This window comes from Janthinobacterium rivuli, from assembly GCF_009208735.1.
GTDB lineage: Bacteria > Pseudomonadota > Gammaproteobacteria > Burkholderiales > Burkholderiaceae_D > Janthinobacterium.
The window spans coordinates 113,354-130,417 of record NZ_WFLJ01000003.1; the positions used below are offsets into that span (position 1 = coordinate 113,354).

Annotated in this window: 16 protein-coding genes; 14 read left to right on the plus strand and 2 right to left on the minus strand. The window is 63.8% G+C overall.

Annotated features, from left to right (window positions below):
• The first annotated feature begins 3 nt into the window (after positions 1–3).
• Both pdxA and rsmA read left to right on the plus strand, forming a co-directional pair.
• Positions 4–1,053 carry a 4-hydroxythreonine-4-phosphate dehydrogenase PdxA gene (gene pdxA, locus GCN78_RS04810; RefSeq protein ID WP_152250683.1) on the plus strand — a complete coding sequence of 350 codons (1,050 nt, stop codon included), beginning with the start codon at positions 4–6 and terminating at the stop codon, positions 1,051–1,053.
• 51 nt (positions 1,054–1,104) lie between these two features.
• Positions 1,105–1,884 carry a 16S rRNA (adenine(1518)-N(6)/adenine(1519)-N(6))-dimethyltransferase RsmA gene (rsmA, locus tag GCN78_RS04815; protein ID WP_152250684.1) on the plus strand — a complete coding sequence of 260 codons (780 nt, stop codon included), beginning with the start codon at positions 1,105–1,107 and terminating at the stop codon, positions 1,882–1,884.
• Positions 1,885–1,898: 14 nt separating this feature from the next.
• On the opposite strand, the gene GCN78_RS04820 is transcribed toward rsmA, so the two are convergent.
• Positions 1,899–2,816 carry a LysR family transcriptional regulator gene (locus tag GCN78_RS04820; RefSeq protein ID WP_152250685.1) on the minus strand — a complete coding sequence of 306 codons (918 nt, stop codon included), beginning with the start codon at positions 2,814–2,816 and terminating at the stop codon, positions 1,899–1,901.
• Between the two features lie 225 nt (positions 2,817–3,041).
• Here GCN78_RS04820 and GCN78_RS04825 point away from each other — a divergent pair, with 225 nt between their 5' ends.
• The 7 genes from GCN78_RS04825 to GCN78_RS04855 are packed head-to-tail and all read left to right on the plus strand — an operon-like array spanning position 3,042 to position 9,969.
• On the plus strand, positions 3,042–4,157 hold the full coding sequence (locus GCN78_RS04825) for a porin (RefSeq protein ID WP_226939468.1): 1,116 nt from the start codon (positions 3,042–3,044) through the stop codon (positions 4,155–4,157).
• Between the two features lie 57 nt (positions 4,158–4,214).
• Positions 4,215–5,237: an ABC transporter substrate-binding protein gene (locus tag GCN78_RS04830; protein ID WP_226939469.1), complete on the plus strand. Its 1,023-nt coding sequence runs from the start codon at positions 4,215–4,217 to the stop codon at positions 5,235–5,237.
• Positions 5,238–5,258: 21 nt separating this feature from the next.
• Positions 5,259–6,098 carry an ABC transporter permease gene (locus GCN78_RS04835; RefSeq protein WP_034778816.1) on the plus strand — a complete coding sequence of 280 codons (840 nt, stop codon included), beginning with the start codon at positions 5,259–5,261 and terminating at the stop codon, positions 6,096–6,098.
• Positions 6,095–6,874, plus strand: coding sequence for an ABC transporter permease (locus GCN78_RS04840; protein WP_152250686.1), 780 nt, complete (start codon positions 6,095–6,097; stop codon positions 6,872–6,874). The genes GCN78_RS04835 and GCN78_RS04840 overlap by 4 nt, the downstream gene beginning before the upstream one ends.
• A gap of 13 nt (positions 6,875–6,887) precedes the next feature.
• The gene (locus GCN78_RS04845; RefSeq protein ID WP_152250687.1) at positions 6,888–7,919 is read left to right on the plus strand and encodes an ABC transporter ATP-binding protein; all 1,032 of its coding nucleotides are present in this window, start codon (positions 6,888–6,890) and stop codon (positions 7,917–7,919) included.
• 18 nt (positions 7,920–7,937) lie between these two features.
• On the plus strand, positions 7,938–8,882 hold the full coding sequence (locus GCN78_RS04850) for a nucleoside hydrolase (RefSeq protein ID WP_226939470.1): 945 nt from the start codon (positions 7,938–7,940) through the stop codon (positions 8,880–8,882).
• 25 nt (positions 8,883–8,907) lie between these two features.
• A complete protein-coding gene (locus tag GCN78_RS04855) occupies positions 8,908–9,969 on the plus strand; it encodes an adenosine deaminase family protein (protein WP_152250688.1) in 1,062 nt (353 codons plus the stop codon).
• Here GCN78_RS04855 and GCN78_RS04860 read toward each other — a convergent pair.
• Positions 9,966–11,351, minus strand: a complete 1,386-nt coding sequence (locus GCN78_RS04860; RefSeq protein ID WP_152250689.1) for a short-chain fatty acyl-CoA regulator family protein — start codon at positions 11,349–11,351, stop codon at positions 9,966–9,968. The two genes, GCN78_RS04855 and GCN78_RS04860, sit on opposite strands and share 4 nt — an antisense overlap.
• Before the next feature lie 158 nt (positions 11,352–11,509).
• Here GCN78_RS04860 and GCN78_RS04865 point away from each other — a divergent pair, with 158 nt between their 5' ends.
• Genes GCN78_RS04865 through mmsB form a run of 5 tightly spaced genes read left to right on the plus strand, consistent with a single transcriptional unit; the run spans position 11,510 to position 17,030 of the window.
• Positions 11,510–13,018, plus strand: coding sequence for a CoA-acylating methylmalonate-semialdehyde dehydrogenase (locus tag GCN78_RS04865; protein ID WP_152250690.1), 1,509 nt, complete (start codon positions 11,510–11,512; stop codon positions 13,016–13,018).
• Positions 13,019–13,027: 9 nt separating this feature from the next.
• Entirely contained in the window at positions 13,028–14,188 is a 1,161-nt protein-coding gene (locus tag GCN78_RS04870) for an acyl-CoA dehydrogenase family protein (protein ID WP_152250691.1), read from the plus strand.
• The gene (locus tag GCN78_RS04875; protein ID WP_152250692.1) at positions 14,185–14,970 is read left to right on the plus strand and encodes an enoyl-CoA hydratase; all 786 of its coding nucleotides are present in this window, start codon (positions 14,185–14,187) and stop codon (positions 14,968–14,970) included. Before GCN78_RS04870 ends, GCN78_RS04875 begins: the two co-directional genes overlap by 4 nt.
• Positions 14,963–16,105, plus strand: a complete 1,143-nt coding sequence (locus GCN78_RS04880) for an enoyl-CoA hydratase/isomerase family protein (RefSeq protein ID WP_152250693.1) — start codon at positions 14,963–14,965, stop codon at positions 16,103–16,105. Before GCN78_RS04875 ends, GCN78_RS04880 begins: the two co-directional genes overlap by 8 nt.
• Entirely contained in the window at positions 16,053–17,030 is a 978-nt protein-coding gene (gene mmsB, locus GCN78_RS04885) for a 3-hydroxyisobutyrate dehydrogenase (RefSeq protein ID WP_226939471.1), read from the plus strand. Before GCN78_RS04880 ends, mmsB begins: the two co-directional genes overlap by 53 nt.
• Positions 17,031–17,064 lie beyond the last annotated feature (34 nt).

Consider the following 17,064-nt stretch of genomic DNA (forward strand, 5'->3'; position numbering starts at 1 on the left):
CGTATGAGTAACTTGCCCCTTGCCCGCCGCCCGGCCATCGCCATCACGTGTGGCGAACCGGCCGGTGTCGGCCCGGAAATTTCGATCCGCGCCGCCTGGGCCATGCGGCATGAGGTGAACTGCATCCTGCTGGGTGACGCCGCCTTCCTGGCGCTGACGGCCAGCCTGATTGATCCGGACATCCGCCTGGCGGCGCTGTCGCTGCAAGCCGTGCGCAACAGCGGCCTGCCCCAGTTCGGCCCCGGCCGCCTGGCCGTGATCGATATTCCCACCGTCAACAATGTCATTCCTGGCGTGTTGGACAAGGAAAACGGGCGTTCCGTGCTCGCGACCCTGGACGCGGCCGTGGAAGGCGTCGCCGCCGGCTGGTTTGGCGCCATGGTCACGGCACCCTTGCAAAAGAGCACGATCAACGACGCGGGCGTGGCCTTTTCCGGCCATACGGAATACCTGGCAGAAAAAACCAATACACCGCAGGTGGTGATGATGCTGGCCGGCGAACCCGGCCATGGCGAACCGACCCTGCGCGTGGCGCTGGCCACCACGCATCTGCCATTGAAGGACGTGTCCGCCGCCATTACCCTGGACAGCCTGGCCGTCACCCTGGACATACTCCAGCGCGACCTGCAACAGAAATTCGGCATCGCCGCGCCGCGCATCCTGGTCACCGGCCTGAACCCGCACGCGGGCGAGGGCGGGTATTTGGGACGCGAGGAAATCGATGTCATCGCTCCGGCGATTGCCGCGGCGCAGGCGCGCGGCATCGATGCGCGCGGGCCATATCCGGCCGACACCTTGTTCCAGCACAAGTACCTGGCGGACGCCGACTGTGTGCTGGCCATGTACCACGACCAGGGCTTGCCCGTGCTGAAATACGCGACCTTCGGGCGCGGCATCAATATCACCCTGGGCTTGCCGCTGATCCGCACCTCGGTCGACCACGGCACGGCGCTGGACCTGGCCGCGCAAGGGCTGGGCCTGGCCGATTGCCACAGCATGGAACACGCGCTGCAAACGGCGCTCGACATGCTGCGCGCCAGCACCGCCGCCTGATACCCACCGGTTTCACCCCGCTACACCGCCTCTAGAATAGAAAAACAGAATATGAAACACGTTGCCCGCAAACGCTTTGGCCAGAACTTCCTGCATGACCGCTTCGTCCTCGACGACATCACGGCTGCCATCGCGCCGCAGGCGGACGATGCCATGGTCGAGATCGGCCCCGGCCTGGGCGCCATGACGGAGCAGCTGCTGCGCCACCTGAAGCAGATGCATGTGGTCGAGCTGGACCGCGACCTGATCGTGCGCCTGGAAAAGACCTTCAATCCGGCCAAGCTGACGATCCACTCGGGCGACGCGCTGAAATTCGATTTCGCGCAAATTCCCGTGCCGGCCGGCCAGAAGCTGCGCATCGTGGGCAACTTGCCATACAACATTTCCAGCCCGCTGCTGTTCCACCTGGCGGACTTCGCGCCGCTGGTGAAAGACCAGCATTTCATGCTGCAAAAGGAAGTCGTCGAACGCATGGTGGCCGAACCGGGCAGCAAGGCGTATGGCCGCCTGTCCGTGATGCTGCAATGGCGCTATGACATGTCGCTGCTGTTCATCGTGCCGCCGACGGCGTTTGATCCGCCGCCGAAAGTGGAGTCGGCCATCGTGCGCATGATCCCCGTGGCCGAGCGCCTGGCGTGCGACCAGGCAACGCTGGAAGCGGTGGTCATGAAGGCCTTCTCGCAACGCCGCAAGGTGATCCGCAACTGTCTGGCCGGGATGTTTACGGAAGAGCAGATCAAGGCGGCCGGCATCGATCCGACCCTGCGTCCGGAAACCGTGGGCCTGGAGCAGTACGTTGCCCTGGCGAATCTGCTGAAGGCGCCCGCCTAAGCCTCTGGTTTAACTTAAAACCACTGGTCGACCTGCTGCAGATCCTTTCTCAAGGCGGAAAAGCAGTCGTCGACATGGTGGTTGCGGCTGATTTCATTGCGCCGCATCAGGGCGATCTTGCGCTTGCAGGTGGGCTGGCGCAGCGGCGCCACGTGCAAGTCCTCGTCGTTGAGGAAGGTCGTGTACAGGCTGGGCATGATGCCCACGGCGATGCCGGCGCGCACCACGCCGTACAGCGACTCGCTGTGGATCATCTGGTACAGGCTCGACGGGCTCAAGCCATGCTGGCGCAGCGCGCTTGAGGCGAACTCCCAGATGCTGCCCTTGGTAAACACGACGATTTCCTGCCCCGCCAGCTGTTCCCAGCGCACTTCCTTGAGCGGCGCCAGCGCATGGCGTCCCGCCGTCACCAGCACCAGCTCGTCCTCGAACAGGCCCACGCTTTCCAGCGACACGGAACCGGGCACTTCGATGCCCACGCAAAAGTCCAACTGGCCCGAATGCAGCGCGTGCAGCAAGCCATCGTTGGGCATGTCCGACAGGACAATTTCCACTTCATCGCCATGCTGCTCGCAGTAGCGCGCCACCACCACGGCCGTCATCGCCATGGCCGAGGGGATGGCGCCGATGCGGATGCGGTGGCGGCCGCTGCCGATGGCGCGCTGGATATCGGCAAACGTGTTGCTTGCCGTATTTAATAAATGCGTGGCGTAATCGAGCGCCAGCTTGCCTTCGCGCGTCAGCTCCAGCTGGTGGGTTGTGCGGTTAAACAACTTTTTTCCCAGTTGATTTTCCAGCAGCTTGATCGAGGCGCTGAGGGCCGGCTGGGTCACGCACAATTCCTGTGCAGCCTTGCTGAAGCTGTTTACCCGGGCTAGGGTGGAAAACGCTTGTAAATGTCGTAAGGAAATCTTCTTGCTCAGTTCATGCATGGCTTTGCTTATTAGAAAAAGTAATGGATTTATAAAAATAAACAAATTTTCTTATCCCGCAATTTACCATATTCTGGACTGGTCTTTACTTGTCTCGAAGGCAACAATCTTCGGAGAAGCGCTTGCCAGGCGGCGCCGGTACTCGCGGCGACACGCCATGCAAGGGATGCATCAATCAAATAATTCCAAAAAAACTCAGGGTTTATTCTTTTTAGGGTGGCGGCGATGAACAAATGGATGACGGGAACGATGGTAGTGGGTGGCTTGCTGGCGGCGCAGGGCGCCGCGCAGGCGCAAAGCAGCGTGCAAGTGTATGGCTTGCTGTCGGCCGGTATCGGCTATGTGTCGGATGAGGGGAACGGCAGCCGCACGCATGCGCTGAGCGGCACGAACCAGAATCCCCGCATCGGTTTCCGCGGCCAGGAAGACCTGGGCAACGGCACCAAGGCCATCTTCGTGCTGGAAAATGGTTTTAACGTCATGACGGGCACGGCTTCGCAAAGCGGCCGTCTGTTCGGCCGCCAGTCGTATGTGGGGTTGTCCAGCAACGACAAGGGCACCCTGACCCTGGGCCGCCAGTACGAAGCCGTCAAGGATCTGCTGGGCCCGGTGGTCATCGCGAGTAACGGCGTGCATATCGGCGACAACGACAATGGCTACAACAACCTGCGCGTGCAAAATGCCGTCAAGTACGTCAGCCCGAACATCAGCAACCTGTCGTTCACGGGCTTGTATGGTTTCAGCGAGAACCCGGTCGATTCCAACCGCAACCGCGTCTACAGCATGGGTGCCGGCTACAAAGTCGATGCCTTCAGCTGGGCCGTCGCCTACACCAGGATGGATCACCCGAACAGCCCGGACGCGCCGAATGGGGCCATCGGCAATGACTATGGCAGTTCCCTGTTGATCTTCAACAAGAGCGCCGTCAAGGGCGCCGGCGTGGACAGCCAGGCCATCGCCGGCACGGGAGGCTTTTATAATGTCGGCAAGACCAAGTTTGGCGCGCTGTACACCAACGTGCGCTACCACTACCTGGATCAAAGCAATCTGACCTTGCAAAACGTGGACCTGAACGTGAACCACAAGCTGACGGAAGCGTTGAACCTGGGCGCGTCGTATTTCTTTACCACCGGTAAATATGACGTGATCAACAAGACGCCGAAATGGCATCAGGTGAACTTCCAGGCCGATTACTTCCTGTCCAAGCGCACCGATGTCGCCGTCACCTGGAGCTACCAGAAAGCGGCAGGCGATGCGACGTTCGCGCGCGTGTTCGGCTTCGGCGCCTCGGGCGGCAAGACGCAAAGCGTCCTGATCGTCGGCATGCGACATTATTTCTGAGTCTGATTCATCTTTACAGGCGCTGTCCCGCAGCGCCGTCCCCTGAAAGGAAGCATCTTGAAAAAGCACCTCATGTTGGCGTTGAGCCTAGGCTTGCTGGCTAACGCCGCCCACGCGGAAAAACGCGAGCTGGTCATTTCGGCCTACCCGATTGCCCAACCCTTGTTCATGAAGTATGTGTACGAGCCGTTCAAGGCCAAATGCGGTTGCGACATCAAGGTGGAAACGGGGAATAACGCGGACCGCATCGCCAAGCTGGTGGTGCACGCCAAGAACCCGGTGATCGACCTGGTGCTGCTGTCCGATTCCGGCATGCTGGAAGCGGCGCAAAAAGGCGTGATCCAGCCCATGGATTACTCCAAGCTGAGCAATTACAAGGCCCTATACGACGTGGCGAAAAACCCCATCGGCGGCAACTACGCTGTCGGCTACACCTTGTATTCCGTCGGCCTGGTGTACCGCAGCGACAAGATTGCCCCGCTGACGTCGTGGAAAGACCTGTGGCGCCCCGAACTGAAGGGCCGCGTGGCCTTCCCCGACGTGAGCACCACGCAGGGCCCCCTGATGCTGCGCATGGCCGATGCGGCCTGGGGCGGCAAGACGGACGACTACGCGACCGGCTTTGCCAAGATCGTCGGCATGAAGGGCAACGTCGTCACCTTCTCGAAAAACAGCGCGCAGCTGGCCGCCCTGTTCGCGCAGGATGAAATCTGGGCCGCGCCCGTGGCGCGCTTCACCTGGTCGCAGATGCTCAAGACGGGCCTGCCCCTGAAGTGGAGCATCCCGGCCGAAGGCCAGGCGGCCGGCATGAACGTGATGGGCATCGTCGCCGGCTCGAAGAATGCGGACCTGGCATACCAGCTGATGGATTTCTGGCTGTCCAAGGAAGTGCAGACGCAGCTGGCGACCAACCTGGTCGACTCGCCCGTCAACAAGGACGTGCGCCTGTCGGTGGCCGCCGCGCAATTCAATACCTATGGCGCCGACCAGATCAATTCGCTGAAATTCGTCAAGCCGGAAACCATCATCAAGCAGCGCACGAACTGGATGACGCAGTGGAACAAGGCCATGAGCAAATAGTGGTGACGAGGAGAGAACACCATGTTTGCTGATCCAAAAAAGCGTCTGGGACTGCTGCTGGTCCTGCCGGCGCTGATCTTCATCGTCGTCTGCTTCCTGCTGCCCGTGCTAGCCTTGCTGGTTGACGCCTTCCGCGTCGGCGACGGCATGCAGTGGGGCGTGGACCGCTTCATTGAATTCTTTTCGCAGGAATTCAACCGCACCATCTTCTGGCGCACCTTGCGCATCGCCGCGCTGGTGACCCTGGCCTCCATCATCCTCGGCTACCCGGCAGCGCAAGCCGTGGCGCGCGTGTCGCCGAAGTGGCGCGGGCTGGTGGTCGGCATGATGATTCTGCCGCTGATGGTCTCGCCCATCGCGCGTACCTACGCCTGGATCGTGTTGCTGGGCCGCAACGGCGCCGTCAACGCGGCGCTCGTCAACATGGGCTTGACGGAAGAGCCGCTGCGTTTGCTGTTCAGCGAGTTCGCCGTCTTTGTCGGCCTGCTGCAATTGCTGCTGCCGCTGATGCTGATGTCGCTGGCGGGCGCGCTGGAAAACCTGCCGCGCGATGTGGAACCGGCCGCCGCGACTTTGGGCGCCAATCCCTGGCAAGTCTTCTGCAAGGTCACCCTGCCGCTGACGCAGGAAGGCCTGGTGGTCGGCGGCACCCTGGTATTCACGGGCTGCGTGACGGCCTACGTGACGCCGGCCCTGTTGGGCGGCACCAAGGTGCTGATGCTGGAAACCCTGCTGTACCAGAAGGTCAGCGTGGAGAGCGATTTCGGCGCGGCGAACGTCATCGCCGTCATCCTCGTCTGCATGACCCTGCTGGTGAATGCCGGCCTTAAACGTATTTCCTCGAGCCGGAGTTCCGTATGAAAGAAAGCCTGTTTTCACGTGCCGTCTTATGGCTGGTATTCCTGTTCCTGCTGGGGCCTTTCGCCATCGTCGTGCTGGCCGGTTTTAGCGGCGGCGAAACGCTGGCGTTCCCGCCCGAGTCCTACTCGCTGCGCTGGATTCTCGAAGTGTGGTCGGCGCCCGAGTTCCGCCGCGCCTTCCAGACCAGCCTGGAAATCGGCCTGATCGCCACCGTCATCGCGCTGTTGCTGGGCATTCCCGTCGCGTACGCGTTTTCGCGCATGCCGCCGCCGGGCATCGGCGCCATCCGGCAAATCCTGACGTCGCCGCTGATCATTCCCGCCATCCTGGTCGGCCTGGGCTTGCTGCACCACCTGGTGCTGACGATTAATGCGCCCGTGTATGTGGGCCTGTTGATCGGTCACGTCGCGCTGTTGATCCCGTACTCGGTGCGCGTGGTGTACGCCAGCCTGGTGAACCTGCGCGTCGATATCGAGGATGCCGCCATTACCCTGGGCGCGTCGCGCTTGCGCGCCTTCTTCATGATCGTGCTGCCGAACATCCGCAACGCCGTGATCGCCGCCTTCTTCCTCGCCTTCGTCACCTCGTTCAACCAGGTGCCCGTCTCGCTGTTCCTGACTGGCCCTGGCATCAGCACCTTGCCGATCGAGATGCTGGGGCATATGGAAAACAGCTTCGATCCGTCGATCGCTGCCCTGTCGACCTTGCTGGTCTTGTTCACCATGGCGTTCGTGATGGTGACCGAGAAGGTGCTGGGCATTTCTAAATACATGTAAGAGGCAACACACGATGAGTTATCTGGAACTGCACAAGCTGAACCTCGGCTACGCCAAGAACACGACGTCCGTGAAAGACCTGGACCTGCACGTCGAGCAGGGCGAACTGATTTCCCTGCTGGGCCCCAGCGGCTGCGGCAAGACCACCACCATGCGCGCCATCGCCGGCCTGATGCCGCTGCAGTCGGGCCGCATCGTGCTCGACGGCCGCGAAATCGGCAAGCTGGCGCCGAACAAGCGCAACATCGGCATGGTGTTCCAGTCGTACGCGCTGTTCCCGCACCTGAACGTGTACGACAACATCGCCTTCGGTTTGCGCCTGCGCAAGGTGGCGCCGGCCCTGCTGAAAACCAAGGTGGAAGCCGTGATCGCCGCCGTCGGCCTGACGGGCTTCGAGACGCGCCTGCCGGCGCAGATGTCCGGCGGCCAGCAGCAGCGCGTGGCGCTGGCGCGCGCCATCGTCGTCGAGCCGGCCCTGCTGCTGCTCGATGAACCGCTGTCGAACCTGGACGCCAAGCTGCGCGTGCAGATGCGCGCCGAGCTGCGCCGCATCCAGCGCGAACTGGGCATCACCATGCTGTACGTGACGCACGACCAGGAAGAAGCGCTGGCCCTGTCCGACCGCATCGTCGTCATGAACGGCGGACGCATCGAGCAACTGGCCGCGCCGGAAGCCGTTTTCAATACGCCGTCGACGCGCTTCGTCGCCAACTTTATGGGTTTTGAAAACCTGTTCGACTACCGCGACGGCGCGCTGCACCACGCGGGCGCCAGCTTGCCGTACGCGTCTGCCGTCGCTGCCGGCACCACGGTGCTGGGCTGGCGTCCGGACAAGGTGCGCGTCTGCGCGGCCGACGACGTTGCTGGCCAGTACCCGGGCACCGTGCTGGCGCGCGGCTTCCTCGGCGACACCGTCGAATACCTGCTGCAAACGCCGCTGGGCCAGGTCAAGGGCATTTGCGCGGCCGGTGGCGCCGCCTGGCGCGAAGGCACGGCCGTGTCCTTCGTGCTGCCGTCCGACAGCGCCCTGTGCTTGGCCGCCTGACTTTCCAGTGAGAGCATCATGGACAAATCCTTGAAGAAGATCTGGCTCGATACCGACCCCGGTTTCGACGACTGGCTGACGATGCTGCTCTTGGGCAGCAATCCCGATATCGCGTGGCTGGGCGTGAGCGTGGTGGCGGGCAATGCGCCCGTCGACATCACCTACGACAACGCCTTGCGCATCAAGGCCCATGATGGCTTGACGGTGCCGATCTACCGCGGCTGCGAAGAACCGCTGGCCGGCGTCATCGAAACGGCGCAGCGCATCCTCGGCGACAGCGGCATGCCGACGACCGGTGAAATCCTGCCGCCCGGCGCGGCCAGCGACGCTGCCGGCCACGCCGTCGATGCGCTGATCGCCGCCGTGCGCAAGCACCCTGGCCAGATCACCATCATGGCGATCGCGCCGATGACCAACCTGGCCACGGCATTGGCGAAGGCGCCCGATATCGCCGGCAAGATCGTCGAGATCATCCTGATGGGCGGCTCGACCGACCAGGGCAACCACACGGCGGCGGCGGAATTCAATATCTACGCCGACCCGGAAGCGGCCGCCCAGGTGTTCCAGGCCGGCATCCCGCTGCGCATGTTCGGCTTGAACCTGTGCCGCCAGCTGCTGGTGACGAACGCGGAAGTGGAACGCCTGCGTGCCATCGGCACGCCGCGCGCGCGGCGTCTGGCCGGTTACCTGGAAGCGTATGTGCGCATCCGGAGCAGCGACGGTTCCGTGCCCATGCCCATGTACGACCCGGTGGTGGCCCTGTACCTGGAAGCGCCGCAGCTGTTCCAGTTCCAGAACGCCCACGTGGCCATCGAATTGACGGGCGAACTGACGCGCGGCATGACGGTGTGCGAATTCCGCGTGCCGCGCCGCGCGCCCGTCAACACGCAGGTGGCGATGCTGGCCGATGGCCCGGCCGCCATCGAGCGCCTGATGCGCCGCCTGGCCGCCATTCTCGTCTGACCCACTTCACTACGAAACGAGCTTCATGTCTACTTCCCCCCTGAGCATCGAACAGTTTTTACGCGCCATGCCGAAAGTGGAGCTGCATTGCCACCTGTTCGGCACGGTGCGCCAGGCAACTTTCCGTGCGCTGGCCGCCAAGACGGGCAATGTCGTCACGCCCGAGGAAATCGACGCGTTTTACACACGCGGCGACAAGCCCGTCGGCGTGCTGCGCGTGCTGCGCGCGCTCGACGCGCACCTGATCGTCTCTCCGACGGACCTGTATTGCCTCGCCTACGAATACCTGGAAGACGTGCATGGCCACGGCGTGCGTTATGCGGAATTCTTCTGGAATCCCACCGGCACCGTGCGCGTGTCGGGCATCCGTTATGAGTCGGCGCAGGATGCCATCGTGGCCGCCATCCGCGACGCGCAGCGCGATTTCGGCGTCATCGGCCGCCTGATCCCCAGCATCGACCGCGAAGCCGTTCCCGCCGAAGCCGTGCAGATGGTGGAATGGATGAAGGCGCACCGCGCGCCGGAAGTCATCGGCATCGGCATCGATTATCGCGAAAACGAGCGCCCGCCCGAGCTCTTCATCGACGCCTACCGCGCTGCGCGCGCAGCCGGCTTCAAATGCACGGCGCACGCCGGCGAATTCGGCATGCCGTGGATGAACGTGGAGACGGCCATCGAGCAGTTGCAGGTGGACCGGGTCGACCACGGCTACACGATCGTCGACAATCCGGAATTGGCGCGGCGCTGCGTGGAACGGGGCCTGGTGTTTACCGTGGTGCCGACCAATTCCTACTATCTGCGCACCCTGGCGCCCGAGCGCTGGGCGCTCGATCACCCGATCCGCGCGATGGCCAAGCTGGGCTTGAAACTGCATCCGAACACGGACGACCCGACCCTGCACCACGTGACGCCGACGGGCGCCTGGATGATGATGCGCGAGTTCGGCTTCGGCCTGGATGACATGCGCGGCTTCATGTTGAATGGCCTCGACGCGGCCTGGATCGATGAATCCACGCGGCGCGACTGGCGCGCGCAATTTGCGCGCGAATTCGACGCCTTGCGCGCCAGGGTCGTCGACGCCTCTTAAGCCGATACGGGCGGCACTGCCAGCAGCAGCGACGGAAACGCCCGCTGCGGGCAGCTTTGGCGCTCGCACACCTTGCAGCCCGTGCCGATGGGCGTGGCGCTGGAAGGGTCGTGCAAATCGAGTCCCTTCGAGTAAATCAGCCGGTGCGCCTGCGAGATATCGCAGCCCAGCGCCACGGCAAAGGTCTTGCCCGGCGCGCGGAATCCCGGCGACGCCGTGCTGACCTGGCGCGCGATCCACAGATAGGTGCAGCCGTCGGGCATGCTGGCCACCTGCGTGAGCACCTGGCCCGGATGGCTGAAGGCGTCATACACGATCCACAGCGGACAGGTGCCGCCCACCCTGGAAAAATGGAAGTCCGTGGCCGACTGGCGCTTCGAGACATTGCCGGCCCGGTCCACGCGCACGAAGAAGAAGGGCAATCCCGCCGCCTCGGGGCGCTGCATGGTGCTCAAACGGTGGCACACGGCTTCGAAACCCACGCCGAACTGGTGCGCCAGGCGTTCGATATCGTAGGCGCGCGTTTCCGCCGCCTGCAGGAAGCGCTGGTACGGCATCAAGAGGGCGCCCGCGAAATAATTCGAAAAGGCCAGGCGCGCGCCCGTTTGCGCGGCCGCGCCGGACAGTCCCGCCGCCAGCACCAGCGCGTCGATCAAGTCGCTGTGTTCGAGCAGGCTGATTTGCGCCGCCATCTGGAAGGCGCGCTGGCCGCCTGTCAGGGTGTCGGGCAGCCACAATATCTGTTGCTGGGCGTCGTAGCGGTGCTTGCGCACCATGCCCGCGTCGCCATCGGACAAGCGCACCTGAATGCCATGGCGCTCCAGCAGGCGTCCCTGCAGCGCATCGAGCGTGCGCAGGGCGGGATCGAGTTCGCCCGCCACGAGTTCCGCCGCCCGGTCCAGTTCATCGATGTAGTTTTGCCGCCGGTTCAGGTATTCGCGCACTTCCTCGTCCGTGGACGGGGCCGCCGAGCTGGCGCCGCGGCTGCCGTCGTCGAGGCGCGCGGCCAAGGTGTCGGCCCGCTCCGCCATCACCCGGTAGCGCCGCTGCAGCAGCAAAATCGAGCGCGCCAGTTCCGGCATGTTTTCCACCAGCATTTTCAATTCCGCCATCGAGGTGGGCGGCGCGTCCGGCAATTCGCCGAACACGTCGCGCACGTCGGCCACCAGGCTGGCGCTGTCGTGTTCGGAAAAGATTTGCGGATCGACTCCCAGCACCGTGCCGATGCGCAACAGGATCGGCACCGTCAGCGGGCGCTGGTTGCGCTCCATCTGGTTCAGGTAGCTGGGCGAAATGCCCAGGGACTTGGCCAGCGCGACCTGCGTCATGCGCCGTTCCTCGCGCAGCCGTTGCAGGCGCACGCCCATGAAAACCTTTGCCATCGCGCTTCTCCTTCTCCCGGTTTGTGGAATTTGCAAATTTACAATCTTTGCAGATTAACAGATTCAGCTTTGCATTATCTCGCATTTTCACGCCTTGTTTGCGGCGGCGATTGTGCGAATAATGCAAACAGACCCATACCCACACAAGGAGACACCGAGTGACCACGCAAACTGCATTTCCGACCGTTCCCCTCTTGATCAACGGCGAGTGGGTGGAATCCCAGACCACCGTCTGGCGCGACGTCGTCAACCCCGCCACGCAGGAAGTATTGGCCCGTGTGCCGTTCGCCACGCCGGACGAAGTCAACGCCGCCATCGCCTCGGCCCAGCGCGCCTTTAAAACCTGGCGCAAGACGCCGATCGGCGCGCGCGCGCGCATTTTTCTCAAGCTCCAGCAGCTGATCCGTGAAAACATGGCCGACCTGGCCGCCACCCTGACGATGGAACAGGGCAAGACCCTGCTCGACGCGGAAGGCGACGTCTTCCGCGGCCTGGAAGTGGTGGAGCACGCTGCCAACATCGGCACCCTGCAGATGGGCGAATACGCGCAAAACGTGGCCGGCGGCGTCGATACCTACAGCGTGATGCAGCCGCTGGGCGTGTGCGCCGGCATCACCCCGTTCAACTTCCCCGCCATGATCCCGCTGTGGATGTTCCCGATGGCGATCGCCTGCGGCAATACCTTCGTGTTGAAGCCATCGGAGCAAGATCCGCTGGTGACGGAAAAACTCGTGCGCCTGGCCTTGCAGGCGGGCATTCCGGCCGGCGTGCTGAACGTCATTCACGGCGGCGAAGACGTCGTCAACGCCCTGTGCGACCACCCGGACATCAAGGCCATTTCCTTCGTGGGATCGAGCAAAGTGGGTACGCATGTGTACCAGCGCGCCAGCCTGAACGGCAAACGCGCGCAATGCATGATGGGCGCCAAGAACCACGCCGTCGTCTTGCCGGACGCCAATAAAGAACAGACTCTGAACCAGCTGTTGGGCGCGGGCTTCGGCGCGGCCGGCCAGCGCTGCATGGCCGCTTCCGTCGCCGTGCTGGTGGGCGCAGCGCGCGAGTGGCTGCCGGAATTGTCCGCCAAGGCGCAAACCTTGACGGTGGGCGCGGGCAAGGACAATCCCGACCTGGGCCCGGTCATTTCCTGCGCGGCGAAAGAGCGCGTGCACAGCCTGGTCGCCAGGGGCATCGAGCAGGGCGCCGTGCTGACCCTGGACGGGCGCGACGTGAAGGTCGACGGCTATCCGAACGGCAACTTCGTGGGACCGACGATTCTTTCGGGCGTGAAACCCGGCATGGTTGTGTATGACCAGGAAATCTTTGGCCCCGTGCTGATCGTCGTCGAAGTCGATACACTCGACGAAGCCATTGCGCTGGTGAACGCGAATCCGAACGGCAATGGCACGGCGCTGTTCACGCAAAGCGGCGCGGCCGCGCGTTACTTCCAGGAAGAAATCGACGTGGGCCAGGTCGGCATCAACGTGCCCATTCCCGTGCCCGTTCCCCTGTTCAGCTTTACGGGTTCGCGCGGTTCCAAGCTGGGCGATTTGGGCCCGTTCGGCAAGCAAGTCGTGCTGTTCTACACGCAGACGCAGACGATCACCCAGCGCTGGTTCACGGACGCTGCCTCGGTGGGCAAGGTCAACACCACCATCAGCCTCAAATAAGGAGCTGGCATGGACTTTGAACTGAGCGACGAGCAGCGCGAGTTCCAGCAGGCGGCGCGCGCGTTTGCCGACGGCGAACTGGCGCCGCACGCGGCGCATTGGGATGCGGAATCGATCTTCCCGGTGGAAACCATCGCCAAGGCGGGCGAGATGGGCTTTTGCGGCCTGTACACGCCGCAGCGCTGGGGCGGCCTGGGCCTGTCGCGCCAGGATGCGGCCATCGTCTTCGAAGAGCTGGCGGGCGGCTGCACCTCGACCACGGCCTACATCACGATCCACAACATGGCCACCTGGATGCTGTCGCGCTGGGGCCAGGAAGCCCTGTGCGACGAGTGGGTACCGGCCCTGGCCGCCGGCCAGAAGCTGGCCAGCTATTGCCTGACGGAACCGCAATCGGGTTCGGACGCGGCGTCCCTGCGCACGAAAGCCGTGAAGGATGGCGACTTCTATGTGCTGGACGGCACGAAGGCCTTCATTTCCGGCGCGGGCCAGACGGACATGCTGATCGTCATGGCGAGAACCGGCGGCGAGGGTGCGGCCGGCATTTCCGCGTTTGCCGTGCCGGCGAATTTGCCCGGCATCGTGTATGGCAAGAAGGAAGAAAAGATGGGCTGGAACAGCCAGCCCACGCGCATCATCAGCTTCGACCAGGTGAAAGTGCCTGTTGGTAACTTGTTGGGCGTGGAAGGCGAAGGCTTTGCCATCGCCATGAAGGGCATCGATGGTGGACGCATCAATATCGCCGTGTGCTCGGTCGGCACGGCGCAGGCGGCCTTGACGCGGGCGCAGGCCTACATGAAGGAGCGCACGCAGTTCGGCCGTGAACTGGCCCAGTTCCAGGCCCTGCAATTCAAGCTGGCCGACATGCTGACGGAGCTGGTGGCGGCGCGCCAGATGGTGCGCCTGGCGGCCTGGAAACTCGACCAGGAAAGCCCGGACGCCACCGCGTATTGCGCCATGGCAAAACGTTTCGCCACGGATGTGGGTTTCAATGTCGCCAACGATGCGCTGCAATTGCATGGCGGCTACGGCTACATCCGCGAGTACCCGCTCGAGCGCCACGTGCGCGACACGCGGGTACACCAGATCCTGGAAGGGACGAATGAAATCATGCGCCTGATCGTCGCGCGAGCGATTTTGAAAGACGGCGCCACGGAGACTTTACGATGACAAAAGTGTATACGAATTTGCTGCTGGAACGCCGTGGCCACACGGCCCTGGTGACCCTCGACAACCCGCCCGCCCACACGTGGACCCTGGCCAGCCTGCGCGCCCTGAAGGAGCTGGTGGCCGACCTGAATGCCGACGCCGATGTGTACGCTCTCGTGATCACGGGCGGCGGCGCCAAGTTCTTCTCGGCTGGCGCCGATTTGAAAGTGTTTGCCGATGGCAACAAGGACACGGCATTCGCCATGGCCGCCGCCTTTGGCGAGGCGTTCGAGGCGCTGTCCGCGTTTCGCGGCGTCAGCATCGCCGCCATCAATGGCTATGCCATGGGCGGCGGGCTCGAATGCGCACTCGCTTGCGACATCCGCATTGCCGAGGAACACGCGCAGATGGCCTTGCCGGAAGCGTCCGTCGGCTTGCTGCCGTGCGCGGGCGGCACGCAGCATTTGCCGTGGCTGGTGGGCGAAGGCTGGGCCAAGCGCATGATTTTATGTGGCGAGCGCGTCGATGCGGACAAGGCCCTGGCCATCGGCCTCGTCGAGGAAGTCGTGCCAACCGGCAAGGCTGCCGCCACGGCCCTGGCCCTGGCCGCCAAGGTGGCGCGCCAGAGCCCCAGCAGCGTGACGGCGTGCAAGACCCTGATCCAGGGCGCGCGCAGCCATCCGCTCGTCGATTCTCTGCCCGATGAACGAACCCTGTTCCTCGGCCTGTTCGATACGCAAGACCAGAAAGAGGGCGTGCAAGCGTTCCTGGAAAAACGTCCGGCGGAGTGGAAGAATGGCTGAAACTACTGTGGCTGAAACCTTGGTTGAGACCGTCAAGATAGAAGAACGCGACTGTCCCGGCGGCATGAAGCTGGGCGTCATCACCCTCGACGCGCCGAAGTCCTTGCACGCGCTGACCCTGGAGATGATACGCGTCATCGATGGCGCCCTCGTGCGCTGGGCCAGCGACACGGCCATCGCCTGCGTGGTGCTGCAATCGTCGACCGACAAGGCCTTCTGTGCCGGCGGCGACGTGCGCAGCCTGCGCACGGCCGTCGTCGAGCAGCCGGGCGTTGTGCCGAATCCGCAGGCGCTGGCCTTCTTTGCCGAGGAATACCGGCTCGACCACCGCATCCATACCTATGTGAAACCGCTGCTGGTGTGGGGCGGCGGCATCGTCATGGGCGGCGGCCTGGGCCTGATGGCCGGCGCCAGCCACAGGGTGGTGACGGAAAGCACGCGCATCGCCATGCCGGAAATCACGATCGGTCTGTTCCCCGACGTGGGCGGCAGCTGGTTCCTGGGCCGCATGCCGGGGCGCAGCGGCCTGTTCCTGGGGTTGACGGGGGCACCAATGAACGGGGCCGACGCCCTGTTCGCGGGCCTGGGCGACTATTTCCTGCGCCAGGACGAGCGGAACATGGTGCTCGACGCGCTGGCGCTGGCGCAATGGCAAGCCAGCCCCGCGGCGAATCACCAGCAACTGAGCCGCTTGCTGCGCGGCTTCTCGGCGCCGTCATCCATGCTGCCCGTGTCCGAAGTGCGCGCCAACTTCGACGCCATCGCCGCGCTGACGCAAGCGCCCACCTTGCCCGAAGTGGTGGCCGCCATTGCCGCCTACGACGGCGATTCGGTGTGGCTGCAAAAGGCGGCCCACTCGCTGGACAAGGGCGCGCCCAGTTCGGCCGCTTTGGTCTGGGCCATGCGTGTACGCACGCGGCACATGAGTCTGGCGCAAGTGTTCCAGCTGGAATTGATCGTTGCCGTGCAATGCTGCGCCCATGCCGATTTCCGCGAAGGCGTGCGCGCCTTGCTGATCGACAAGGACAACGCGCCACAGTGGCAGCCGGCCAGCCTGAGCGAGGTCGGCGATGCATATCTCAATGCATATTTCACGGCGCCGTGGACGCAGCATCCATTGGCCGATTTACATTAAAAGAACAACAGGAGACAGACGCATGCAACATATCGCTTTCATCGGCCTGGGCAACATGGGCGCGCCGATGGCCCGCAACCTGGTGGCCGCCGGCTTTCACGTTTCCGTGTTCGATCTGACGCCGGCGGCAGTGGCTTCGCTCGTCGAGGCGGGCGCCACGGCGGCCGCCTCCGCCAGCGCAGCCGTACAGACGGCCGACGCCGTCATCACCATGCTGCCAGCCAACAAGCACGTGCAGGAGCTGTATCTGGCCGCAGGCGGCGTGCTCGATTCGGCCAGGCCGGGCGCCCTGTTCATCGATTGCAGCACCATCGCCGCCGACGTGGCGCGGCAAGTGGCGCAGGCGGCCACGGCGCGCGGCTTTGCCATGATCGATGCGCCCGTCTCGGGCGGCACAGCGGGCGCGGCGGCCGGCACCCTGACCTTCATCGTCGGCGGCAGCGAAGCGGCCTTGCAGCAGGCGCGTCCCCTGCTGGAAAAGATGGGCAAGAATATCTTCCACGCGGGCGAGGCGGGCGCGGGCCAGGTGGCGAAGATTTGCAACAACATGCTGCTGGGGATCTTGATGGCCGGCACGGCCGAGGCGCTGAATCTGGGCGTGGCGCATGGGCTGGACCCGAAAGTGTTGTCCGACATCATGGCCAAGAGTTCGGGACGCAACTGGACCCTGGAAGTGTACAACCCGTGGCCCGGTGTCATGGAGGGCACGCCCGCGTCGCGCAATTACACTGGCGGCTTCGGCACGGCGCTGATGCTGAAAGACCTGGGTCTGGCGCAGCAGTCGGCCCTGTCGGCCAACGCGCCCACGCCCTTGGGCGGCCTGGTGCGCCAGCTGTACCAGATGCATGCGCAAGCCGGTTATGCGCAGCAGGATTTCTCCAGCATCGTGCAGATGCTGCAGCCGGACTTGAGCAAGCCTGCCTGAGGAATTTTGGACAAAAAAAAGCCCGCTGGTAAAA